27 protein-coding genes are annotated in these 25065 nt (G+C 30.4%); 10 read left to right on the top strand and 17 right to left on the bottom strand.

Going from position 1 to position 25065, the window contains the following annotated elements; translation table 11 throughout:
* The first annotated feature begins 130 nt into the window (after nucleotides 1-130).
* Complete coding sequence (locus tag JK634_RS02120; protein WP_202765974.1) at nucleotides 131-1132, top strand: helix-turn-helix domain-containing protein; 1002 nt, start codon at nucleotides 131-133, stop codon at nucleotides 1130-1132.
* A gap of 39 nt (nucleotides 1133-1171) precedes the next feature.
* On the opposite strand, the gene JK634_RS02115 is transcribed toward JK634_RS02120, so the two are convergent.
* Complete coding sequence (locus JK634_RS02115) at nucleotides 1172-1957, bottom strand: HAD family hydrolase (protein WP_202765973.1); 786 nt, start codon at nucleotides 1955-1957, stop codon at nucleotides 1172-1174.
* A 160-nt stretch (nucleotides 1958-2117) separates the two neighbouring features.
* Here JK634_RS02115 and JK634_RS02110 point away from each other — a divergent pair, with 160 nt between their 5' ends.
* Complete coding sequence (locus JK634_RS02110; protein WP_202765972.1) at nucleotides 2118-2882, top strand: DeoR/GlpR family DNA-binding transcription regulator; 765 nt, start codon at nucleotides 2118-2120, stop codon at nucleotides 2880-2882.
* A 65-nt stretch (nucleotides 2883-2947) separates the two neighbouring features.
* On the opposite strand, the gene JK634_RS02105 is transcribed toward JK634_RS02110, so the two are convergent.
* Nucleotides 2948-3457 (bottom strand): GNAT family N-acetyltransferase, encoded by a 510-nt coding sequence (locus tag JK634_RS02105; protein ID WP_202765971.1) that lies wholly within the window; start codon nucleotides 3455-3457, stop codon nucleotides 2948-2950.
* 206 nt (nucleotides 3458-3663) lie between these two features.
* Between JK634_RS02105 and JK634_RS02100 the strand changes: the two genes are divergently transcribed.
* From JK634_RS02100 to JK634_RS02080, 5 genes are all read left to right on the top strand, one after another.
* Entirely contained in the window at nucleotides 3664-4539 is an 876-nt protein-coding gene (locus tag JK634_RS02100) for a PHP domain-containing protein (RefSeq protein WP_202765970.1), read from the top strand.
* Nucleotides 4540-4656: 117 nt separating this feature from the next.
* Nucleotides 4657-4971: a hypothetical protein gene (locus JK634_RS02095; RefSeq protein WP_202765969.1), complete on the top strand. Its 315-nt coding sequence runs from the start codon at nucleotides 4657-4659 to the stop codon at nucleotides 4969-4971.
* A gap of 179 nt (nucleotides 4972-5150) precedes the next feature.
* A complete protein-coding gene (locus JK634_RS02090; RefSeq protein WP_202765968.1) occupies nucleotides 5151-5726 on the top strand; it encodes a hypothetical protein in 576 nt (191 codons plus the stop codon).
* Nucleotides 5727-6016: 290 nt separating this feature from the next.
* A complete protein-coding gene (locus JK634_RS02085) occupies nucleotides 6017-6295 on the top strand; it encodes a CD3324 family protein (RefSeq protein WP_202765967.1) in 279 nt (92 codons plus the stop codon).
* Between the two features lie 287 nt (nucleotides 6296-6582).
* Nucleotides 6583-7242: an FBP domain-containing protein gene (locus JK634_RS02080; RefSeq protein ID WP_202765966.1), complete on the top strand. Its 660-nt coding sequence runs from the start codon at nucleotides 6583-6585 to the stop codon at nucleotides 7240-7242.
* Between the two features lie 242 nt (nucleotides 7243-7484).
* Here JK634_RS02080 and hcp read toward each other — a convergent pair whose 3' ends face one another.
* The 8 genes from hcp to agaB form a co-directional block, all read right to left on the bottom strand.
* Nucleotides 7485-9137, bottom strand: a complete 1653-nt coding sequence (hcp, locus tag JK634_RS02075) for a hydroxylamine reductase (RefSeq protein WP_202765965.1) — start codon at nucleotides 9135-9137, stop codon at nucleotides 7485-7487.
* A 584-nt stretch (nucleotides 9138-9721) separates the two neighbouring features.
* Nucleotides 9722-11041: a class II D-tagatose-bisphosphate aldolase, non-catalytic subunit gene (locus tag JK634_RS02070; RefSeq protein ID WP_202765964.1), complete on the bottom strand. Its 1320-nt coding sequence runs from the start codon at nucleotides 11039-11041 to the stop codon at nucleotides 9722-9724.
* Nucleotides 11042-11300: 259 nt separating this feature from the next.
* Nucleotides 11301-12155 carry a tagatose bisphosphate family class II aldolase gene (locus JK634_RS02065; RefSeq protein WP_202765963.1) on the bottom strand — a complete coding sequence of 285 codons (855 nt, stop codon included), beginning with the start codon at nucleotides 12153-12155 and terminating at the stop codon, nucleotides 11301-11303.
* Between the two features lie 40 nt (nucleotides 12156-12195).
* Nucleotides 12196-12627 (bottom strand): PTS galactosamine/N-acetylgalactosamine transporter subunit IIA, encoded by a 432-nt coding sequence (agaF, locus tag JK634_RS02060; protein ID WP_202765962.1) that lies wholly within the window; start codon nucleotides 12625-12627, stop codon nucleotides 12196-12198.
* A 15-nt stretch (nucleotides 12628-12642) separates the two neighbouring features.
* Nucleotides 12643-13803 carry an SIS domain-containing protein gene (locus tag JK634_RS02055; RefSeq protein WP_202765961.1) on the bottom strand — a complete coding sequence of 387 codons (1161 nt, stop codon included), beginning with the start codon at nucleotides 13801-13803 and terminating at the stop codon, nucleotides 12643-12645.
* Between the two features lie 104 nt (nucleotides 13804-13907).
* Nucleotides 13908-14708 (bottom strand): PTS galactosamine transporter subunit IID, encoded by an 801-nt coding sequence (agaD, locus tag JK634_RS02050; protein ID WP_202765960.1) that lies wholly within the window; start codon nucleotides 14706-14708, stop codon nucleotides 13908-13910.
* The gene (agaC, locus tag JK634_RS02045; protein ID WP_207753572.1) at nucleotides 14698-15492 is read right to left on the bottom strand and encodes a PTS galactosamine transporter subunit IIC; all 795 of its coding nucleotides are present in this window, start codon (nucleotides 15490-15492) and stop codon (nucleotides 14698-14700) included. Before agaC ends, agaD begins: the two co-directional genes overlap by 11 nt.
* Nucleotides 15493-15515: 23 nt before the next feature.
* Complete coding sequence (gene agaB / locus JK634_RS02040) at nucleotides 15516-15989, bottom strand: PTS galactosamine transporter subunit IIB (RefSeq protein WP_202765959.1); 474 nt, start codon at nucleotides 15987-15989, stop codon at nucleotides 15516-15518.
* Nucleotides 15990-16225: 236 nt separating this feature from the next.
* Between agaB and JK634_RS02035 the strand changes: the two genes are divergently transcribed.
* Entirely contained in the window at nucleotides 16226-16936 is a 711-nt protein-coding gene (locus tag JK634_RS02035; protein WP_202765958.1) for a GntR family transcriptional regulator, read from the top strand.
* Nucleotides 16937-17010: 74 nt separating this feature from the next.
* On the opposite strand, the gene JK634_RS02030 is transcribed toward JK634_RS02035, so the two are convergent.
* Nucleotides 17011-17361: a DUF2200 domain-containing protein gene (locus JK634_RS02030; RefSeq protein WP_202765957.1), complete on the bottom strand. Its 351-nt coding sequence runs from the start codon at nucleotides 17359-17361 to the stop codon at nucleotides 17011-17013.
* Between the two features lie 53 nt (nucleotides 17362-17414).
* Nucleotides 17415-18824: an MDR family MFS transporter gene (locus JK634_RS02025; protein ID WP_202765956.1), complete on the bottom strand. Its 1410-nt coding sequence runs from the start codon at nucleotides 18822-18824 to the stop codon at nucleotides 17415-17417.
* Nucleotides 18825-18931: 107 nt separating this feature from the next.
* Here JK634_RS02025 and JK634_RS02020 point away from each other — a divergent pair, with 107 nt between their 5' ends.
* Complete coding sequence (locus JK634_RS02020) at nucleotides 18932-19516, top strand: TetR/AcrR family transcriptional regulator (RefSeq protein WP_202765955.1); 585 nt, start codon at nucleotides 18932-18934, stop codon at nucleotides 19514-19516.
* A 160-nt stretch (nucleotides 19517-19676) separates the two neighbouring features.
* Here JK634_RS02020 and JK634_RS02015 read toward each other — a convergent pair whose 3' ends face one another.
* On the bottom strand, nucleotides 19677-20546 hold the full coding sequence (locus JK634_RS02015; RefSeq protein WP_202765954.1) for an aldo/keto reductase: 870 nt from the start codon (nucleotides 20544-20546) through the stop codon (nucleotides 19677-19679).
* 55 nt (nucleotides 20547-20601) lie between these two features.
* A complete protein-coding gene (locus JK634_RS02010; protein WP_202765953.1) occupies nucleotides 20602-20967 on the bottom strand; it encodes an ArsR/SmtB family transcription factor in 366 nt (121 codons plus the stop codon).
* Between the two features lie 275 nt (nucleotides 20968-21242).
* Between JK634_RS02010 and JK634_RS02005 the strand changes: the two genes are divergently transcribed.
* The gene (locus JK634_RS02005) at nucleotides 21243-21860 is read left to right on the top strand and encodes a HutD family protein (RefSeq protein WP_202765952.1); all 618 of its coding nucleotides are present in this window, start codon (nucleotides 21243-21245) and stop codon (nucleotides 21858-21860) included.
* Between the two features lie 231 nt (nucleotides 21861-22091).
* Here the strand turns inward: JK634_RS02005 and JK634_RS02000 are convergent, their stop codons facing one another.
* The 3 genes from JK634_RS02000 to JK634_RS01990 form a co-directional block, all read right to left on the bottom strand.
* On the bottom strand, nucleotides 22092-23516 hold the full coding sequence (locus tag JK634_RS02000) for an MDR family MFS transporter (RefSeq protein WP_202765951.1): 1425 nt from the start codon (nucleotides 23514-23516) through the stop codon (nucleotides 22092-22094).
* Nucleotides 23517-23527: 11 nt separating this feature from the next.
* Nucleotides 23528-24028: a MarR family winged helix-turn-helix transcriptional regulator gene (locus JK634_RS01995; protein WP_202765950.1), complete on the bottom strand. Its 501-nt coding sequence runs from the start codon at nucleotides 24026-24028 to the stop codon at nucleotides 23528-23530.
* Between the two features lie 118 nt (nucleotides 24029-24146).
* Nucleotides 24147-25034 (bottom strand): LysR substrate-binding domain-containing protein, encoded by an 888-nt coding sequence (locus JK634_RS01990; RefSeq protein ID WP_202765949.1) that lies wholly within the window; start codon nucleotides 25032-25034, stop codon nucleotides 24147-24149.
* Nucleotides 25035-25065 lie beyond the last annotated feature (31 nt).

Raw genomic sequence — 25065 nt, 5'->3', positions numbered from 1 at the left:
TTCAATAGTGACACCATATTTAATTATTTTTACATCTAATATAATTATTTTTACATCTAATATAATTATTTTCTTGTGTATTTAATTATTATTTACTATAATCTTATTATTCTATATAGGGGGTGTTCTTATGGTCGTAAGGTCCAGTGAAGAGTTTAAATCGGTTGTTTTGAAAAAGTTAGACTTTAGTAGTTTTGAGGATGACAATTATACTTTATATACAAATAAAAATAGACCTGAACTGGGTTACTTCATTAGTTATTCTAGAGAAGGTTATTATGATTTAGGTATTGCAGACTATACTATACCCCAGAATTTTTCTTTGTCTTTTGACAATCCAGAGCTTTTAATGCGCTTTGGGCTTGTTTATAAAGGGATTACTGAATTTAAACTTGAGAATAACCCAATTTCTTCTTTTACCCCTTCCTATTTCTTCGTTGTTGAAAAAGATTTAAAGGGTCATCAAAACTGGAAAAAAGGGCAACATTATCACGGAATTGAAATAACTATACACGAAAAATATTTTACAGATATAATTAAACCTAATTTTCCAAACATAATGGATTTACAGGCTTTTATTACAAATTATACTTATACTTATCTTCCTATGGAAATAGTGAGAATTATTCACCAGCTACAAAGTTTGGTTAATGAAAATTCTTTAAATTCAATTTACTTAGAATCTAAAATCTTGGAGTGCATTGCGATTTTGAATAATGAGGTTAGTAAATCTTCCGAAAATGCTTTTACTAATCAAATTAACTATGGGAATATTTATATTGGTAAGGATAGAATAATAAAATTAACTGCTTCTGATATCAGAGCTATTCAAAAAGCTCATGATATTATATCAGAAAACTACAGCAATCCTCCTAGTATAGAAACCTTAAGTAAGATTGTGTATTTAAATGAGCAAAAACTAAAGGCTGGATTCTCAAAACATTATCATATGTCCATTGGGGACTATACAAATCATATTAGAATGACCATTGCTGCGAATCTTCTATCTACAACAGATTTAAGCATTGAAAATATTGCAAGAGAAGTAGGTTACAATTACTCTGCAAACTTTTCTAAAATGTTTAAAAAAACATATGGAAAGACTCCTTTAAAGTTTAGAAAAGCAAAATAAATAGCCATCAATCATAGTTGAAGGCTATTTATTAAATTACTATAAAATAAATTTTTCTATTTCTAATGCTACTCCATCATTTTGTACTGTATCAGTAACTTTTTTTGCATAACCCTTTACGTAATCATCAGCATTCCCCATAGCTATTCCGCAGCCAACTGTAGATAACATTTCTATATCATTTTTCCCATCACCAAAAGCATAACTATTCTCTATAGGAATATTTAAATACTCTAATACCTTTAGAATTCCTGATGCCTTTGAATTAGTTTTAGAATATAACTCGAAAGAACCTTCTTCTAGGTCATGCATATAGTCAAAACTATCCTTACCCAAGGTTAAACAATAATCTATACTTTTCTGATCCTTGCATAACATTTCAATTTTATATGTGTCCACTTCATCAAGAACATAATTTCCTTCTAAATATTTTTTAGAAATTTTATAAGAATCGTAAAATGAATGCAGCTTTCTATGTGTATTTTTAATATAAGAATATTCTTCACCCTGCAATATATATTCAATATTAAGTTCTTCAAATTTACCTACTAATTCTTTTACAGTTTCTTTTTTAATAGCTTCTTTATATATACACTTATCATCAAGTTTTACATATGATCCATTTGTAAGCACAAAACCATTAAATCCAAAGTTTAGTAATGCTTCATTTAGAAAAGCATATGGTCTACCTGTAGCCAGGAAAACATAATCTCCTCTTTCTTGAAGCTTACGTATAGCCTTTTTTACTCTAGGAGTAATATCTGTTAATCCATTTAAACAATCAATTAGAGTTCCATCGATATCAAAAAATACTGCTTTTTTCATACTTCTTCTTATCCTCCTAATAGCATATTCTCATTCATTGTTACTTATTACTATTTACTATCATTTTATTTTAATTATTCCTACTTGTCAATTAATTTAATTGCATTATCCTTTTATAATTGTTAAAATAGAAACAAATGAGAACAAATTGGAGGAAATTATGTTTATTGTAGAAAGACATAAACACATCTTAGATCTATTAGAAAGAGATGGAAAGGTATTAGTAAAAGATTTAAGTATTCTGTTTGGCGTAAGTGAAAGTATGATTAGAAAAGATCTCCAAGTTCTAGAGAAAAACAACTTACTTCAACGTACTTATGGCGGCGCTATTAACATAAAAAGAACTATAGTAAATGGTGAAAGTTTCTTTAAACGAGTTGAAAAAAATACTGATTTAAAAGAGTTAATTGCACAAAAAGCATATGAGTTAATAAAAGAAGGCGATACGATTTTTCTAGATGCATCAAGTATATCCTATTTTCTTGCAAAGCTAATTACACAAAATAATAAGAGTATTACATTGATTACTAATATGGTTGAGATATCATCAATGATAAAGTTAGATTCTAAAATACATGTTATTTTTATAGGTGGAGATTACGACCCCCTTGTTGGTGGTAATATTGGTTCTCATTCAAATGAACAAATAAAACTTTACCGTTGTAATAAAGCATTTATAGGTTGTAGTGGAATAGATTTAAGAGATGGAAGTATTAGTACTGGTGAATCTGAGGATGCTGGAACTAAGAAAGCAATCATGAAAATATCTAAAGAGTTATTTCTATTAGCACCAAATGAAAGATTTAATTTAGACGGAATATATACCTTTTCCAATATATCTGACTTTCATAGTATCATTACAGAATCTGAACCAAATGATGCAATAATGACTTTACTTAAACAGTACGACATTAACTTAATATAAATGTATACATAAGAAAACCTACATAGATTTAATTATCCTAAATCCTTGTAGGTTTTTTATTGTTTCTATAATAATAGGCTTTTCTCAAAAGCTATTCTTTTACTCCCATCCTCTAAGTAAATTATTCCACAATACTTAAAGGCATTTTTCCTAAGTAGCTTTTGCATTGATAAATTCTCTTCATGTGTATCTACTTTGATACTGTAAACACCTTTATTTAAACAAATCTCTTCTACATTTTTAATAATCTCTGATGATAATCCCAACCCTTTATACTTGCTGTGAACTGCTATCCTATGAATAACTGCAAATTCATTATTACTAACCCATTGCCCCTCATATATAGTGTCATAAGTTTTTTCACCATCAAAAGATACTGCAGCTGTTGCAACAATATTACCATCTTCTAATAATACATAGCTATGGTTGTTATTGATATCATTACTTATTGTTTCAACACTTGGATAATTATTCTGCCATTGATCAATTCCTTGCTCTTTAAAATAAGCTTGAGCTTGACTAATTATATTCATTATATCATCAATATCTGTTTTAACTGTTTTTCTAAAAACCATCTCTTGTTAGCCCCCCATTAAAAATTTAATCTATAAATTATTTTTTTATCCCCATATTCTTCTAGATATATTCTTGCTTGGAAGTTCAACTAATAATATATCTTAATTAAATTAAAACCTCAACTTATTTCTGTAATTATTGATTTAACTATATAAAGTTAGTTAAAATATATAGTATATTATTGGAAACAAGGAGCTGTATAACTATGATTGATTTACATATACACACTACTACATCAGACGGTTCTGATGAGCCTAAAGATATTCTGATTAAAGCACAGCAATTAGGTCTAAAATATATATCTATTACAGATCATGATTCAATTGGCGCCTATACAAAATTGAAGGATATTAATATTCATGACTACTATGATGGTAAGCTTATCCCTGGTTGTGAATTTTCTGCTGTACATAATGGAAAACCTATTGAAATATTAGGGTATGGTATAGATTTTGAAGTGATAAATTCAAGCGGAATTGTATCTGATGAAAATTTTTACGCAAGAGAAAATTCTTATCTAAATAAAATGAAAGAGATATGCCGAAACCTTAATATTAAATATAGTGAGGATTTATCAATTAAAGGAAAGTATTTTGCAACTCAAATGCTTCACGCAGATATAAGGAAATATCCTGAAAATGAAAAACATTTTGATAAGGATATATGGGGAAATCTTAACGCATTTTACAGAACTTGCGTGAATAATCCAGAAAGTCCATTTTTTCTGGACCAAATGAAAGATTATATGACAGTACAAGAGGCAGCTACTCTCATAAAAAAAGCAGGGGGAAAATCATTCCTTGCTCACCTATATGGATATTTTGTTGAAGATCATACAGAATTCTTGGATTCTATAGTGTCCTTAAATGCTCTTGATGGTATAGAATGCTACCATTCTCTTCATTCAATTGAAAGAACCAAGTATCTGCTTAATTATTGTAGAGAGCATAATATATATTCATCAGGTGGTAGTGATTATCATGGAAAACTTAAACCTAATGTTAAAATGGGAGAAAGCGTAGCTGATACAAATATCCCTTATGATATATTGGCTCCATGGCTTCCAAGTAATGTTCTATAATATTTTTCTAATGAATATTGATAAAAACTCTCATTTACTTATTTAAATATTAATGTATAATTTAAATGTAAATAAACAAGCTAAACTGTAAGTTTTGTTTTGAAAGGAGATAATTTTATGTCAACATATATGATTACATATTTTTTAAGTGATACTTGCGGATGTGGTCATGACCATGATCACGAGCACGACCATGAGCATGAGCATATTGAGTCTAGTGAAGATAATATAATTGCAAAGATAAAGTCTGTTGGTGCTTGGGCTCACTTTATGCCTGAAGCTTTCCTTGTTAAAAGCACTCTATCGGCTAAAGAAATATTAGAGGAACTTAAAGCTGTAGCAAATGAAGGAGATATCTTGTTTGTAACAAAAACAGATGCAGAGTCCTGTGCATGTCAAAACCAAGCTGTTATTGACTGGATAGCAAAATAGTTTAAATTTCAAAAAGCAATTTGGTTTATTTAATCCAAGTTGCTTTTTTTGATTTTTTAGCTTTTTAATCTACATAAACAATGTAAGTTTTTAAAATTCTCCTGCGTAACACTAGTAAGAGTAGCTAATATACTATTAATTATGAGACATTTAACTGAATCAATATAAAGGAGTATTATATGTATAATAATCAATTTCCCTTTTATTCTTGTCCCATAAATGAAGCTACTTATCCTTCCTTCGATGTAGGATGGAGAAACACGACTCAACACTTCGTTGGCTTTAGTGGTACCATTACAAGGATTGAAGATTTTTATCCAAGTCCAAATGATACATCATCAGGCTGCTATAAATTAATGTCATTAGAGAACATAGATAAAGGCCCCGTAAATTTCACCATATCCCCGGGAACCTACTTCGTAAATCATGAGGTGGTCGAAGTAGGCGATGAGGTAACAGGATTTTATGATGTAAACGCACCAGCCCTTCTTATTTATCCTCCACAATATCCTGCAATTGTTGTTGCCAAAAATACAAGTTTTCAAACTGTTACTGTAGACTATTTTAATAATCAACTTATAAGCAGTGAAGGAAGTTTAAAACTAAATATTGCTCCAACTACTGAGATAATTCTGACAAATGACCAAACTTTTAATAGATACCCGGGAAATAGAAATTTAATTGTTGTTTATGGTCCTACAACTATGAGCATCCCTGCTCAAACTACTCCGTATAAAATCATTGTTCTTTGCTAAATACTATACTTCATATAAAGTTTTATTCACCTTTTCCCATTATAACTTTACATTAAACATGATATAATAAGCGTAATCGTAATGTATTGGGGGGTGTTTTTTATGAAGGTCAGTGATACATTCAGCTTTAAATCAGTTTGCTCCTTGCAGGGACTACAAAGTCAGCTATGCTTTGTTTGGAGCCTAAGCTGTTAAATTAGCTGAAACGCGTACATGTTTTAGGTTCTGTAACACATAGCTTTTTTGTATTCTTTGCTTTAATACTTTAATAAAAGTGGAGGAGTAAGAAAATGAAATATGCAAAAGCACAAGATGTGTTACCAATAGAAATTATTGAAATAATACAGAAATATGTAGATGGAAAATATCTTTATGTACCCAGAAAAGATGAAAATCATAAGTCCTGGGGAGAAAAGAGTGGAATAAAGAATGATCTTAAGGTAAGAAATAATGAGATTTATAAAAAATATGTTGATGGATCTACTATAAAGGAACTCACTCAAGAGTATTACCTGTCAGAAAAAAGTATAAGAAGAATAATAAAACAAGAGAAACATATATGCTCATAATCAATACAGAATTATTTATTAGATTGAATGCTTATTTTAACTCATGTTATGATTTCATTGTGGAAATCCAATGAAAGTTATAATTTGTAATTTAAAACAAGATTCAATAGAAAATGATTATGAATATATAGTGTGTTTTAGATTAAGATGATTATTGTTGCTTTCAATTGGAGTAATAATGATCATCTTTTATTTTGTAGATTAGGAATAATGAAACTGGTAGTAAAGTCATTTTTACTTACGTTAACAATGAAAATAAGAATATTTAGAATAGAGGTGCTAGATTTATGAATACTTTTATAAAAAAACATGAATTTAATTATATAAGAAAGCTTTTACTCGACTTGAAAAATGCTTTTATAGGCTGCGTAGATAAAGATATTATTGAAGCTTCTAAGGCAAATACACAAGATAAGATATTAAATATTTTTCAAGACTTATCCGAGGAAGAAAAAGGGATACTTGATATTAGTAAACTAACTAAAATACATCACTTTGATAGCTATATAGAAGAACTTAATGAATATGTTTATGGAATACCAAACATTACAAATGCACAGCTTAGTAGATTGTTTAAAAAGGAAAAGAAGTTTAAATTACCAACCCAAGAAGATCAAGCTTCAAAAAATGTATATTTAGGCTGGATTGACAACTCAATTAGAAAATTATTTGTAGCTTACAATATGAATGGCAATCTTATCGGTATGGCCTGTAGAATTTCAAACCCTGATGCAAATAACTCTCATAGATGTGTTCTATGCAACCGCGTCGGCAAGGAAAATGAAGTTGCTTTCGTTTCTCCTATCTGTAAGACAACTAGTACTGCAGAAGGTGCCTATAGATCAATTGGCTTTGATTTATGCTTAGATAGTAAAGAGTGTAATGAAAGAATTGTCTCAACTGAAAAGCTTGAAGAAATTTTAAAGAATGTTAACAATATAAAGTGATAGTTACATACATTATGCGAATAATCTATACAGATAAAAATAGTTGAAAATGAATATAATTGAGATTTCCAGGTCTAAGGCAGATTTTTATGATGCTTTAGACCTTAATCCTTTAGTAAAGATTTTTTTAAATATATTCCTATATCAAGATTAAATTTCTTGGTATTCATAAAAGACATAATAGTTGAGAGAAAAAGCACTAATCAAGGATTAGTGCTTTATTCTTGAATAAAATATTAACTTTAGTTAGCTTGTTTAAGTGAACTCTTTAAATCTTCCTCTGGTGTACTTATTGGTGTTATATTAAATGTATCAACTAGATATTGTAATACATTCGGAGATATAAATGCTGGCAAACTTGGTCCTAAATACATTCCTTTTATTCCAAGTGACAACAATGCTAATAAATCAGCAACAGCTTTTTGTTCATACCAAGAAAGTACAATTGTTAATGGCAATGAATTCACATCTGTTTCAAACGCATCTGCTAGTGCTGTAGCTATTCTAACTGCCGAATAAGCATCATTACATTGTCCTACATCTAATAATCTAGGTAATCCAGCTACTGTTCCAAAATCTAATTTATTAAATCTGTACTTACCACATGCTAAAGTAAGAATTACACAATCCTCCGGAACCATTTTAGCAAAATCAGTATAATAATTTCTACCTGGTTTTGCTCCATCGCAACCACCTATCAAGAAGAAATGTCTTATTTTTCCTTCCTTAACTGCATTAATTATAGTTTCTGCATGGGATAGTGTTGCATTATGTCCAAATCCCACTAATATTTCTTTTTCTTCTTCCTCTTCTTTAAATCCTCCTAGTTCCAACGCCTTATTTATTATTTCACTAAAATCTTTAGTTCCATCCTCAGAAACTCCAATATATTTTACGCCATCCCAACCTACAACACTTGTTGTAAATATCCTGTCTTTATATGTTTCTCTTGGTCTCATTAAACAATTAGTAGTCATCAAAATACAACCCGGTATCTCATCAAATTCCTTTTGTTGGTTTTGCCAAGCAGAACCATAATTACCTACTAAATGTTTATATTTTTTTAATTCTGGATATCCATGGGCTGGTAACATTTCTCCATGAGTATAAATATTAATTCCTTTACCTTCTGTTTGCTCTAGCAACATTTCTAAATCTCTCAAGTCATGGCCAGATACTATAATAAATGGGCCTTTCTTAGTGTTAACGTTTACCCTATGTGGTGATGGATTTTTGTATTTAGTCGTATTAGCTTCATCTAAAGTCTGCATCACTTGCACACTCATATCTCCAACTCTCATGGTCATACGTATCATATCTTCAAGAGTTAAATTGTCATTTGTAGTAGATTCAAGCCCTAAGAAATAAATATTATCAACTTGTTCATTATTATATCCGATAAATCTTGCTTGATGTCCATAAGCACTTACTCCTTTTAATCCATATAAAATAGTGGATCTTAAGGAACGAATATCTGCATCGAGATTCTGATCATACATAATTCCTGCTTTTACTGAATCCTTTAGCATTTCTTCTTTAGTATCACTTAGATTATATGTAGCTGCATCTGGATACTTTCCTTCTGGTGCTTGATCTCTTAGCTCTTCTTTAATTTTTTGTGATTCCTTTAGCAGTCTTACATGAACTTCAGCATCAAAATTTACATTTGTTAATGTTGTAAATAGTCCATTTTCTACAAACTTAACTATATCCTTATCAATAACTTTGCCCTTTTCAATTAATGGTTTTGCATAACAAGAAATGCCCTTTAATTGATATATCAATAAGTCCTGTAAGTTTGCAATTTCTGGTGTTTTTCCACAAACGCCACTCTTAGTACATCCCTTTCCTCCAGCAGTCTGTTCACACTGATAACAAAACATTGCATTTTCCATATACATTCCTCCTCATAATAAATTATAAATTAAAGTAGTGTTAACTACATTAATATCATATACTTGCCCCTAATTATAACTTTTTATTATGTATCTATGTTTTCTGAAAAATTCCGCCGTAGTTATTCTTATATCTTAATTAAAATATATACGTTTTTATTTCTTTAATTATAGCATGTCTTGTAAAAATATAACTATTTATATTTTCAATTTATATCAATTATATTGTATTAATCTGTTATATTCTTAGTCTAAGTTTAGTATGGTTTCAGTTTTCTTTAGTTTTGTCAATTCAACACTTGTCCTCCACAGATCTTTCCTATTTTCTTTGTTAGTTGAACTTAATTCTACTGGACATCTAGAACCTGAAAAAGGATTGGATGATCCAACCAGTCTAATTGATTCATTTGTAGATTTGATTTTTGTTTAAGTTGCGAATCACCATATAAAAAAACACTGATTCCTTTATGTTTTACATATAGAATCAGTGTTCCTTCAATGTCTTCTAATAGGACACTACAGATAACCCCTTTAATAAAAGGTTCTGTTTATTTTTATTTACATAAATATTGCTCACAAGTACATTACTTACTTATAGCATAAATATAGTCATCTATATATTCCCCAATTCTATCCTTTAACAAATCATATGCATTAGGTTTTAATTTTCCTTGACGTATTTTTATATATTGTGTATGCATATATTGACTTATTAATGTTAGTGGTATCTCTATATTAGTTAAGTTATCTATCATTTTATTTAATGCAAATTCTACTTCCTCATTAGGCATATAATACCTACATCTATCCGATAAGCTGTATTTTCTTTCTAATTTTATTTCTTCTCCTGTTCCATTATAATGTTTCTCCCATTGACTTGGATCTTTTACCATAACGAAATCTAGAATTTCTCTAAATCTTGATACTTCAAAATTAGAATTGTATCTAAAGAGTTCATTTTCTATATCATTTAGTGCAAAGGCGCCTTCTCTAAAACCAAATGTGAGTGCTGGGCCTACTTTTAATATAATAAATCCATCTTCTACCATTTTCCTTAAAGCTTCTTTTGTTTGATAATCTGTAGAATGTGCTTCAAATACTAATTTATCATATTTTTTTATGCTATTTGAAAGGTCTCTTGCCTTCTCTCTATCATATTCCCATACACTTGTGGACCCAAATTCTACTCCAGGCTGAACAACAACTCCAATAACTTCTTCAAAAGCTTTGGAAATACCATGTCTTTCAAAAGCTTCTTTAAAGGTTCTAACTGTATTTTCGAAATTCTCTACTTTAGTTATTTGTAAGCCCTCTTCCTCTTCTTCTACCGCTTCAGCACCTCCAGGTATAGGTACTTCACTTCCTATTATATAAATAGGATGCACCGCAGCTTTATCACTCTTAAGTAGCTCTAAGTAAGCTTTCTCAGCAGTTTCACACAATATTGCTGCTCTTTCTGCAATAATCTCATCACCAAACTTTTCATCTTCTGCATCACCCTTAATTTGCATGCTTGTATCAATATGAATCTTTGTAAATCCAGCCATAACATATTGTCTAATTAATTCTTTTGAATTTTCTAAAGCTTGTTCCCTATCTATATTTCTCCAGGTAAGCGGTCCTAAATGATCTCCGCCTAATATCACTTTATCCTTAGGAAAATCATTTTTCTCGCATAATTCATAAATAAAATCTCTATACTCTTTAGGAGTCATTCCAGTATATCCACCAAATTGATCAACTTGATTTGCTGTTGCTTCTACAAGCAAATACATGTCTGTATTTCTTATCTTATCCATTGCGGCTTCAATAACAAATTTATTGGAACAACATACTGAAAATATTCCATCATGCTTTCCTAATTTATAATTTTTTATTATATCTATTATTGGATTTTTACTCATACTTTTCCCTACTTTCACTTATTAATGACCTATTTTCATCACAAAACTTTTAAATCAAAGTTTAAGGCACAAGCCTTAATACCTGTGCCTTAGTTCTCTCTTTATAAAAATTGTATTATGGTTTTATGGGACTGTTAGTATATATTGTTTTTATTTATTCTTTAATATAAAATATATTTGATCATTTATTTTATTACTTACTGCAATAAGTAATATTTACTGGGCTTAGGATTATAATTTTTCCTAAGCTTTTTTTGTTTTAGTACCTATTAGCACTTCCACAAACTTCAATTTTATGTTTTACAATTTGTTTCATAGCTTCTTTTCCTGGCGCCATGTATTTTCTTGGATCACTTTCTACTGAATTTTCATTAAAAAATGTTCTTATTGCATTTGCAAAAGGGATTTTTAAATCAGTTGCAACATTTACTTTGCATATACCAAGTGAAATGGCCTTTTTAACCAATTCATCTGGAACATCAGATGCACCATGTAAAACTAGTGGTACACTAACTTTACTTCTTATTGCCTCTAATCTTTGAAAATCGAGTTTTGGCTCCCCTTTATATAATCCATGAGCTGTTCCTATAGCTATTGCTAATGAATCAACATTTGTTCTTCTTACAAATTCTGCTGCATCATCTGGATTAGTATATAATGCATCTTTTTCATCAATTATCAAATCATCTTCTTTTCCACCAAGCTTACCTAGTTCTGCTTCCACTACTGCATCATATCTATGAGCATAATCTACAACTTCTTTAACAATTTCTATATTTTTTTCAAATTCATATTTAGATGCATCTATCATACAGGATTTAAATCCAATATTGATATTTCTCTTTATGTCATCCACGTCTTCAAAATGATCTAAATGTATAGCTATTGGGACATTATACTTATTTGCTGCCACTTCAGCCATAGCTTTAATATAGTCTGGGCCTGCATAACTTTGTATAGTTGATGGTGTTCCTGCTATAATTACAGGTGATTCCATCTCCATGGCTGTTTCAACAACTACTTGCAGAGTCTCCATATTGTGTATGTTGAATGCAGGAACTGCATATCCTTCACGCTGTGCCTTTAAAAGCATTTCTCTTGTTGATAATATCATGTGTTACTCCTTTCTTACTTGAACTTATATTTTAATAAACTTAGATTCCATCTTCACTGCTAATCTCTTCGTTTTGCTTTTCTTTAAGTTCAAATACATCTATTCCATTAGCTCCAGCACTTTTTGCTTTTTCTACTAAATCTTTAAGACTAATATTATCCCTTCCAAGTACTACTTCCAATAACATTGGTACATTAGTACCTGAAATAACCTCTATTTTTTTATCACTTAATTCCTGCTTTAATAATACAGAATTCATATATGGTGAACCACCAGCCAAATCTGTTAAAACTAAAATCTCATCTCCCAAATTATTCATAGCTTCTTTTAGATTGTTTTTTAATTCAGCTGAACCTTGTCCATCTATAAAATCAATTCCAATTACCATCTCCTGTTCCCCAGCAATTAACTTTATATTACTTAGTAAACCTGAAGCAAAATTCCCGTGACCAGATAATATTATTCCTATCATTTGTCCAACTCCATCCTATTTATATTCGTGAATTACAACACCCTTAACTACTCTATTTACAGTTCCATCAGGTCTTGGATTGTCTGGTGAAATATTAAGTCTTAATGAGTTTAAATAACCAAACATTTGTCCAAACAACATATAGTTAAATACTTTATATATATCAGGTACATTTTTACCATCTATACATAGATAATTATTACAGTTATCTTTTAATTGTGCATCCTCTTCATAACTAATTACTGCAAGCTTATGCTCTCCTGAATCCCCATAGATTTCTTTTACTAAGTCTAAATCATACAATTTAGTGTATTCATTGCTTGAAGCCATAAATATAACTAAAGTGTCATCATTAATTATTGATTTAGGACCATGTCTGAATCCTAGTACAGATTCACATATTGTAACTATTCTTCCACTTGTAAGTTCAAGATTCTTAAGTGCCATTTCCTTACATAAGCCTTTGAACATATCAGAACCTAAATAAACAATTCTACCAGCTTTATAATCAACTAGATTTTTAACTTCTTGCCATTTATTTTCTAATATATCTTCTCCTTGTGATGAAATTATATCAATAACTTCCTTGTTCTTTTCTATATTATCTATATCAAAGATAAGAAGAGTAGCAAGTGTCATGCAGCTAAATGAGCTTGTCATAGCAAAACTTTTATCATTTGATTTTTCTGGCATTAGAATTAACAAATCCTTATCATTGTTTTTACATCTCTTTGCCAAGTCACCATCTTTATCACAAGTAATTACTAATTGAAGAATATTATCAACATTATTTTCAAATAAGTCATATGCTCCTACACTTTCTGGTGAATTCCCTGACCTACCATAAGAAACCAATATTGTTTTAGTTTCTTTTTCAATATACTTTTCAGGGTTGGAAACTATATCAGTTGTTGCTATCGCTTCTACCCTAGCACTTAAATGCTTGTTTAACTCTAAGTAAACAGTATTACCAACATGCTCTGATGTTCCAGCTCCTGTTAAAACAATTCTTGTATTCTCATCAACATTTTCTTTGATAAATTTTTGAATAACTTCTTTTTGATTCAATATTATCTCATAAGTCTCTTTCCAAAGATCTGGCTGCTGTCTTATTTCTGTAGCTGTAAATATTGCATTTATTTTTTCTAGTTCTTTTGTTTCTTTTCCAAAAATCATTTTCATTTCTCCTTTTTATATTTTAATTTTTTTAAGTTAATATAAATTATTTTTCTTAAGTCCATTTTTATAAATTAAGAAAAATATTAATTTGCTTTAAAAATCTATAAAATACCAAAGAATGATAATACAATAGCCATAACAAATGTAGTCATTATTAAGATTACAGGGCTAACTTGCTTTTTCTTTAATAGATAGAACATTAATAGTGTATATCCCATTGATAATATATTAGGGAAAATTTTATCTAAAAAGTCACCTTGTATCATAACAGTTTTATTCTCATTTACAACTATTCCAGTTAAGACTTGAATCTTAACATATGAAGCTATTAAACCACCAATTACTGTTACTCCAAGTACTGTCGCTGATTTAGCAATTAACTGTGATGTATTCTTGATCTTTTCTACTGCATTAACCCCAAGGTTATATCCTAGATGTGTCCAAACAATACGTAGTACAAATATGGTTACATATGTTGCAAAAAATATTATAGGACCTACAGCGCTTCCTTCCATAGCAAATGAAGCTGAAATACCTGCTACTATTGGTAATAAAGTAAACCAAAATATTGCGTCACCTATACCTGCAATTGGAGCAAATAATGCTAATTTTAATCCCTTAATAGTCTTTCTATCTTCCTTATTTTCCTCTAAAGAGATAAGTAATCCCATTAAAAAACCAACAAGATTAGGATGTGTATTTATAAATTCTAAGTTATCACTCATAGCGTCTGAAAGACCTTCTTTGTCATCTTTATATATCTTTTTCAAACTTGGTAATTGAGCTAATGTAAACCCACCACCTTGCATTCTTTCATAATTGAAACTTGCTTGTAGGAACGATGACAGTAGTCCTAATTTCGTAATATCTTTCTTATTTAATACCTTTTTTTTAGATTCCATCGCTATAATCATCTCCTCTATTCTTATTTATACTTGCACTTAAAAGTAGCTTTTCTTTATCTTGGTTGTAAATGAAAAGTGCCAATGCTACTCCTACAATTGCAACTGGTAATAGATTTGAAAATGGTACAAACGATGCTATAACAAATCCAATAATTATAAATGGTATGAATTCTCCTTTTAGCATAACTTTCAAAAGCATACCAAATCCTACAGCAGGTAATATTCCACCAGCGATACCAAAGCCATGTGTAAGCCATTCTGGCATTGATTGTACAAGACTTCTCATTGCATCTTGTGCAAGATATGAACATAAGAACACAACTACGCCATAAGTTATTGCCACTATAGATGTTGTTATAATATTTAGTCTTATGAACTTATTTATATTGGCTTCCTCTGCATATTCATCTGCTTTTTTCATAAAAACTGAGAATGTTGAGTAATAGAATAATATTATATATTGCATTAAGAAACTAAATGGTAAAGCAAGTCCTATTGCTGCAGCTGGGTCTTTTCCAGTTGTATGTGCTATAACTGTTGTCATTACCCCAGCTAAAATTGGATTTGGAGGTTGTGTTCCACCAGCTGGAGTTAGTCCAGCAAACGCTAATTCTGTTAAACCTCCTGCAAGTAATCCTAACTTAATATCTCCTATAATAATTCCTGTTAAAGTACAAACAATAATTGGTCTAAATATAAATAATCCTTCTAACCAAAAATCTATTCCAACTATTATTGCCATAATTGCTAAGCAAATACCTTGCGTTAAAGTAATAGCCATATGAATTCCTCCCAAAATTTAAATTAATTAATCTTTTCCTTTATGCTACCTGGAACATCTTGTATATATATATCTACCCCCATATCCTTAATAGCTTTCAAGTCCTCCATATCTTGATCATCTACATATACTTTTTTACTTATTTGTCTTTTACCTTTGTCAAAATGCATGTTTCCCACATTTACTTCTTTGATTGGCACCCCCCCTTCAATTAGCTTTCTTACTTCTCTTGGTGATTTAACTACTATAAATATTTTTTGATGTTCTGCTGCCTTGTGTATTACATCTATTGTTTTTTGTAATGTAAAAAACCTAACACCAGCTCCAGATGATTGTGCTGTAACTTCCATCAATTGCTGCTGTAAAGTATTTTCTGCTACTTCATCATCAGCAACTATAATTAGGTTTGCACCTAATGTAGTTGTCCATGTTACACCTACTTGCCCATGAACAAGTCTGTTGTCAATACGTGTTAATAAAATATTTGGTGTTCCCATAATCCTTCAACTCCTTAATTTTTGATTTTATGAGTTCATTATATTGGGGTTTGAAAAAGTTTTCAATAGTTTGGGAGGATTATCGCCCACAGGTCAAAGTTGTTACTAAAATACATACATACCACTCATCATAGTGGTATTGTTTTTTCATATCGATATTATCTTTTTCATAGTAATCATCAAATATTTATGTTATTATTTATGTAATTCAAACTTATACGCGAGGGGATACAATAATGAGTAATACTCCACTGTATATGGAAATTTATTTAGATATTTTAGAAAAAATTAGAAATGGGTTTTATTTAGAAAACTCTCCGATAGCATCTGAACGAGAATTGTGTTTATCATATCATGTTAGTCGTTCCACCATTAGGCAAGCCATGTCATTACTCTATAAAAATGGTTATGTTTATACGGTTCAAGGTAGAGGTACATATGTGAAACCTCACATATTTGAACAACCTCTATATAAGTTTTATTCTTTTACAGATGAGCTTAAAAAGAATAATATGGATATATGTAATTCCATAATTAGTTGCGAAATTATAAAATTAGATGCACATCTTTCTTCGATTTTAAATAGACCAAAAGAGGATTTATTTCACAAAATAGTAAGGCTTAGAACTGTTGAAAATTCACCACTCATGATAGAGTCTACCTACTTACCTAAAAATAGGTTTTTTAGAATAGAAAAGTCCCTATTAGAAAATGGATCCCTATATACATACTTAAAATCCAACTATTCTCTAAATGTTGACAGGGCATTAGAAACATTCAAACCAATACTTCCTAAGCAATGGCAGGCTGAATTATTAAATATTTCTACTAAAACGCCTTGTATGCTTCTTGAAAGATTTAGTTATGAAGATGATGAATTAATAGAATATACACATTCCATTGTTCGTGGTGATAAATATGTATTTAAAGTAAACTTATCAAATTAAAATTTGTTAAAAATAAAAAACACTGATTCCTTTATATTTTACATATAGAATCAGTGTTTCTTCATTATTGATCATTATTTTCTCAAAATCTTATCCATTGCTTTTCCCTTTGCTAGCTCATCTATTAGCTTATCTAAATACCGAATTTCCTTCATAATTGGTTCTTCAATGTCCTCCACTCTAACACCGCAGACAACCCCTTTAATCAAAGTACGTAAAGGATTCATCTTAGGAGCTTCTACAAAGAAATTCTCGAAATCAGTCTGTTTTTCTAGCTGCTCTTCAAACTCTTCTTGGCTATATCCTGTAAGCCAACGAATGATTTCATCAACTTCTGTTTTCGTGCGTCCTTTTTTCTCTGCCTTCTTAACATAAAGGGGATAGACACTTGCTACACTCATTGTATATATCTTATGCTTCGTCATGATACATCCTCACTTATAAAATTTTCTTTATTATATCACAAAAAAATTGTATTTTATCTATCAACTTCCTTTTTACGATTATTAGTTAAAAATATAGCTGGAATCAACGCTACCACCAAGCTAATTACAGTAAATATGAAGGCATTATGATAGGACGTTAAGAGTAATTCCTTCGTTGGTGTTTGTACTCCTGTGGTGTGCTTTATAACAACAGCTAATATAGCTGTTCCAATTGCTCCTCCTATATTTTGCAACATACGAGTTGCAGTAGTTGCTTCAGAAATTAGTTTCTTTGGAACATTTATAAACGAATCTGACATAACAGGGATTGTTAATCCACCTTGAGCAATTCCTCGAATAAATAAAATAAGAATAATCCAAATATTATTCGTCTCAGCTGTAAATAGTGTAAATGGAAGTGTACCCACAAGTCCAATAAAAACTGAAACTTGGACAACAATCCTAGCTCCCAATTTATCCGTAAGCTTACCGATTAAACTTCTGGAAACCAGTAACCCTACCCCTTGACTAATTAGGTAAATTCCTGACCAAGTAACACTAAGTCCGCGTATATTTTGTAGATAAAGTGGTAGCAAGAACATTACACCATTCACTGTCAAACCTGACATTACCAGCAATATTGCTGAGGCAGAGAAATTTTTTATTGTGAATAGTTTTAAACTTACCAATGCACTATTTGATTTTAAAATAGCATAGACTACATACCCAATCATTAATAATGCACTTATTACTAACGGCAAGATAGCTTTATTCGAAGTTCCCTCCACTAATTCACTTACCTTTGTAATTCCTAAAATAAAACTGGTAAATGAACCACCTAATAATATAATGCTAGGAATATTTAGCTTCTTCCCCCCCTTACTTGGCTCAAAGCTTGGTAATGCAAATATAATTAATAATGCTGAAAAGATAACTATTGGAACATTAATATAAAAAATCCAGTGCCATTCTAGAGAGTTCACAATAAACCCGCCAAAAGTCGGTCCAAGAATTGGTGCAAGAACAGCAGGTATACTAACTACTGACATTACACTTCCTAAATTTTCAGCACCAGCCGAACGGACTATTAAGGTTGTAAGTAAAGGTATAATAATCCCACTTCCTACACCTTGAATTACTCTTCCTAAAATCAATACACCAATTGATGAAGATATTGCTGCAACAATTGATCCAATTAAAAATAGTAATAACCCATAAAGGTAAAGTTTTTTCCCATCAAACCATTCAATTGCCCATCCTGCAATAGGAACAATAATCCCTAATGCTAGTACATATCCTGTGCTGACCCATTGAATACTCTCAACTCCTGCGCTAAAGTCTTTCATAATTGTGTTTACTGCAACATTTGTCATTGTTGAGTCTAACATTGGAGCAATAGCCCCTAATACTAATATTAATGCGATTAAAAATACTGATTTACTCTCTTTTACTTCTTTTTCCATGCTATGACCTCCAATTTAAGATACTGTAGTATCTTATTCTGATATGGTATATCATATTCCCCTATGTTATAATTGTCAATAGATAAATTTGATTGAAGGGATATATCATGAAAAAAACAAGACGAAGAGGAAAAGAACTAGAGGAAGCGATTCTAAATAGCACATGGAAGCTATTGAAAGAGCAAGGTTATGAAAATCTTACTATGGATAGCATTGCTGAGAATGCTGGCACAACAAAAACAGTTCTTTACCGTAGATGGAATGGCAAAGCTGAACTAATAATAGCAGCTGCAAAGCTGAATCTACCTGATCTTAAGCTTACTGTTCCTAATAGCGGCAACTTAAGAAACGATTTATTAGAACTTTTCTCACCATCAGCAACTATTATTGAGTCTCTTGGATCTGATACAGTTCTAGGAATTCTACGTGATCAAATGCAAAAAGTTTCGTTTATTGATATATTAAGCAAAATTAGTGTTCAAAATGCTATCAGCCAGATGCTGGAGCAACTATTTACTTATGCGCACGAACGAAAAGAAATAGATAAAACCAAACTTACAAATACTACAAAAATCTTACCAATCTATTTGTTTATAAATGCTTTATTGATTGGTGATTTAAATGAAAATACCCTGGTACATATGATTGATGATATCTTGCTACCAACTTATCAACATACTTTATATATGTAACTAACCATTTTCCCATATAAAAAATTTCTATTTTTATAGAAAGCATTATAGAAAATGGCTCTAGCAAAACTTGCTAGAGCCATTGGATTTTATCTTCAATAAAAGCTTAGTTTATTTTTAAATCCCCTTAGAATACGGTACAATATTTAGCACTATTACTTTACTTAATAAATATTTTCATAAGTTTATTATAAAGAGGATTAATCATATAACCTGTAGGGCTATGGGAATACCTTTTTCCTGTATTCAGTTGGCCTATTCTTTCCATTTCTTCACTAGATAATTCAAAGTCAAATAACTGAATATTTTCTTGAATTCTCTTTGGATTTGATGATTTAGGAATAATAATAATTCCCCTTTGTATATGCCAGCGTAGAATAACTTGCGCCACAGTTTTTTTATGATTACTTGCAATTTCATTCAAAACTGTATTTTTAAACAAATCTTTATTGCCTTGTCCTAAAGGGGCCCAAGCTTCATGTAAAATCTTATGTTTAGTTAAATAATCATGTAATTCATCTTGCGGAAACTCCGGATGAGTCTCAATCTGGTTAATCATTGGTGCAATCTTGGAATGTTTCATTAATTTCTCAAGGTGTTGAATTTCAAAATTTGCAACTCCAATAACTTTAATTTTTCCTTCTAGATACAACTCCTCCATAGCCCTCCATGCTTCAATATACCCAGGCGCTGCAAAATGAATTAAATACATGTCAATATATTCTATATTTAGATCTTTACATGTTTTTTCAAATGCCTTTTTAGTTGCTTCATACCCAAGGTCCGTATTCCAGACTTTAGACGTAATAAAAAACTCCTCTCTTGGAATCATACTTTTTTGAATTTCTGCTCCTAAGTTTTCTTCATTTCCATAAATTTTAGCTGTATCAAAATGACGATAACCAATTCTAATAGCTTCCCCAACCGCAGTTTTAAAGTCTTCTTCTTTAGTTAATTTATATACTCCGAAGCCTACTTGAGGAATTTTCACACCATTAACTGCTTCTACTTCCTTATTAGCTAATTTCATTTATTTACTCCTTTCAAAATGAATCAATATAACCATACCTATTGAAGGTTATCACTTATATGTCTGTCTCATCCGGGTTATCTTTCCAGCAATCTGACATAAATTCTTCAAGATGGGAAAATAACAATTTCATCAAAGCCAACCCGCTTTTTGCCGGATTATTTATATGATAAAAGTTCATCGTACCTTGTTTTACAACATTCACAATTTTTGCTTCTTTCAATATCTTTAAATGATGTGAAACTGCTGGACGTGATAAATTTGTTCTTTTAGTTATTTCTCCAACCCTCATTCCAGGATACGATCCCTTAGCCAAACTTAATATAATTAATTGTCTTGTCTCATCGCCAATAGCAGTTAGTACTGGTCTGCATTCTTTAAATTCATTTTCTAGCTGCTTTAAGTTTTCTAATTCATTCATTGATATATCTCCTTTATGAAAGATATCAAATAATAAATGGTTAACTCTTTTCTTTACATGACATTAACTCATTTATATGTTGATGGTTTAATCATTTAATCCATGATAGCAATTTATAATTACCTTATCAACATTGGGAAAGTAAATCGAGACGAATATCTTATTATATAAATTAATTTGCTTTTAAAATACGTTTTTCAATCTCATGTTTCAAAATAATTTTTTATTTAATATAATAAACATAAGAGATACATTATGTGAGGAGCAATTAAGACATGAAATATAAGGTAGAATTATTAAAAGAAAAAAATTACAAGCCAACATTTTGGTCAGGTGGCATGGCTACAGAGTTGACTACATATCCTCTAAATTCTGATTATGCCAGTAAAAACTTTTTATGGAGGCTGGGAGTTGCTAAGATTGATATACCCGAATCTACATTTAGTAGTCTACCAAATGTATTGCGTAAATTCATGGTTATAGAAGGAAATATAACTCTTGACCACGAAGATAGGTATAAGAAATTACTTAACCCTTTTGAACAAGACGATTTTATGGGCGATTGGATAACTAAAACTTATGGCACGGCTTCTGTTTTTAATTTAATGACAAGGGAAAATTATAGTGGTGAATTACTTCATCTGAATATTAATCCTAGCATCAAGCTTAAATTTGATTATAAAACTTCGTTAAATAAAGATTTAGTTTCCATTTGTTTTTACACTGTAAGTGGAGGATTTAATACTACTATTAATGATACAGTCTTTAATTCTTTTAAAAATGATTTACTTATAGTTAACTGTGTAAATTTAGACTATACTCATGAATTTATGCTTTGTAACAATACTTCAGAAATTACTGATATAATAGTCAGCATAATTTATCGCAATTAGTTTACCTATCTCTAAAAATTCCAGGTTTCCTTAAATGTTCCCCTTTTGTAAGAGCAATCTTACTTATACCAATATCTCCTTTCGCAAAAACACCTTAGCCAGTTATATTCTATGGCTAAGGCTATAATTCTCATTTATTTATGTTATGATTCAGCTCTTAAATATAACATAGGTCTTTTAATTTTTGTTTTACTCAACTATATAAAATATTTTTGATTTATATTCTTAAGCTTATCTCTTAAGAAAAAAACCAATAGGCAGAGTAAGTATTAAAATAAAAAAGCTTATAAGATAAACATCATTGATACCCATTACGAATCCTTTACTTTGAATTAACTCTGTTGCCAATTTAGTATTGGAACTTGCAACCAAATAATTAACATGTGTTATAGCACGTGATGTAAGTACTGATGTAAATACTCCCATAGATAACGAAGCTATTGCTCTACTTGTCCAATTATTAATTGAAGATCCATGTCCAGATTCTATTTTAGGAAGGACAGACATTCCACAATAGGTTGTTGGAAGTGTGCTAAGAGACATTCCAATATTTCGAACTACCATCCAGATTATTATATAACTATGCGTTGTATCAACAGTTAAATGTGCCATTTTCCAAGAACCTACTAGCATGAATAAAATTCCTGTCATAATTAATATGCTAGGATCAATGTATTTATATAGTTTACCTACAATAGGCATCAATAAAGCCATTATAAGGGATGCCGGCAACAAAATTATTCCTGTATCTAAAGCTGAGAGATGCTGAATGTTTTGAAGTAAAAGTGGAGTTAAAAGGATACCTGCATATGTGATTATCATAATACTACAATACATTACAATACTTAAGGAATATTTGGGATACTTAAAAACTCGAATATTAAGCATTGGAGAATCTATTCTTAGTTCTCTCCTAATAAAAAGTCCTATAGAAATAAATCCAATAATTATTAAGCTTATTATTATCCATGAGCTCCAACCTAAGCTTGCACCTTCACTAAAGGCAAATAACAAAAACAAGCTTCCTATTAAAACAAATACAAATCCAGGTATATCAAAATACTTAGGAGTATCCATTTTTAAATAAGGCATTGACTTAACACCTAAAATAAAAATAATAATTCCTATCGGAACATTTACTAAAAATATGGACTGCCAATTAAAATATTGAATTAAAAATCCACTTAAGGTTGGCCCAACTGCTGGCGCAAGCATTGTTGCAGTGCTCCAGATGCTTACTGCTGTTACCTGTTTCTCCTTAGGAATAACTTGATATATCATTGCCATAGTTGCTGGCATAACAAATCCACAAAATACACCTTGTAGGATACGAAAAGTTACTAATGAACTTATACTCCATGATACAGCACATAGAATTGATGCTAAGGTAAAACCAGCTATTGAAAATAAGTAAACATTTTTATAACTATATCTTTCTCCAAAGCATGCCGATAATGGAGTTGATGTCCCCATTGACAACAAAAATCCTGTAAGTGTCCATTTTGCTACGTCCAAACTTGTACTAAAGTTCTTTATAAAAAATGGTATTGCTAAATTTATAGTACTGCTGCTTAGCATTACTATAAACGCCCCAAGAAAAATTGTAATCATCATTAGTCTAAGCGAAGTTTTTTCTTGAAATTTAATATCCTCCATACTTTAAACCCTTATACCAAACCCTTAATTAATTTTTGTAGTAAACTACTTAACATATTATTTTCTTCTTCACTTAACACTGATGTTATCTTTTTTCTAATCTCAAGTACCATTGGTAATAAACCTTCAACTAGTTCGCATCCATTGCCTGTAAGGAATATAAGGAATTCTCTTCTATCATTTGGTGATTTTTCTCTTTTTATAAACTCTCTTTTTTCTAGAATATCTAAGCTCCTTGTTAATGCAGCAGTATCTTTTAGGCACCTCTTAGCTAATTCCTTTTGATTTATACCTTCATCATTATATAGCTCAATTAAAATAGCCCATTGTTCAGCCGTAATATTATAATTACTTAATTCTTTTTGTAATATATTTCTGAGAATTATATTTGTCTGATGTATTAATATATTTAATGGTTTTTCAAAACTATTCATCACAATCAATCCTTTCTTATATATCGCATATCTATTGTATATATCAATTATTGATATGTCAACCATTTTTCTATACATATCCAATTTCTTTTTATGGTTTATGCCTTCCAATATTTAGGCTTCCAAACTCGTAATCTACATAACTTTTTCGATATAATTATAAGCAATAAACCTATATTCAACATTTAATTTTAAATTACTGATTATTTATTTTTAAGCTTGAAAGTATGTATTTTTGAAATGCTGAAATACAACTACTTAAGTTTTTATTGCGTGGTAATGCTAACGCTGTGATTCCCCAAATTGGTTCATTAATCCTAACAATTTTAATACCAAGATGGCCATAGTAAATTACGCTATCATGCATAAGCAAAGAAACTCCAAGCCCCTCCGACACAAGGTCAAGTATCGTATCTATTTGATCACTTTCATACAAAATAGAAGGCATAAATCCTGCTTTTTTACATGCCCCAACTGGAGTATCATGCATCCCGGTACTTGAATCGAGTAAAATAAATTTTTCATTAGCTGCCTCTGACAAATCGATAAGTTCATTCTTGGCAAGGGGATGCTTCATATCAGTTACAAGCACATATTCATCACTTATAAGTGGGTGAATTTTAAGACCATTATCTTCAGCTGAATTTGTAAGGATAAATGCTGCATCAATTTTATTATCTCTAAGAAGCTTAATAAGATCTTTAGTTTTTTTCTCTACCAAGCTTATCTTAATACCTGGATGTTCCTTCTGAAACGAGGCAATTACTCCTATAAGTCCTTGGCAGTTAGCAATCTGTGATATACCTAAAGTTATATGTCCTTCTTCAAGATTGTTATATTTTCTAATCTTTAACTTCAAATCATCATACTTTGTTATAACCTCTTCTGAAAACTTAACAAGTTCTTCTCCAGCTAATGTCACAGTTTTCGTTGTTCTATTGATTAATTCAGCTCCCAATTCATCTTCTAATGTTCTTAACCGTTTTGATAATGAGGATTGTGATATACAAAGCTCCTGTGCAGCAATAGAAAAGTTTTTATACTTTACCACAGCTAAAAAATACTTTAATTGCTCAATTTCCACTATGCCACCTCTTAGTCAATTCTTTTATGGA

The sequence above is a fragment of the Clostridium paridis genome (genome assembly GCF_016765615.1).
GTDB classification, from domain to species: domain Bacteria; phylum Bacillota; class Clostridia; order Clostridiales; family Clostridiaceae; genus Clostridium_T; species Clostridium_T paridis.
The sequence above is the reverse complement of the archived record's forward strand: the minus strand, read 5'-3'. Positions and strand labels throughout refer to the sequence as shown.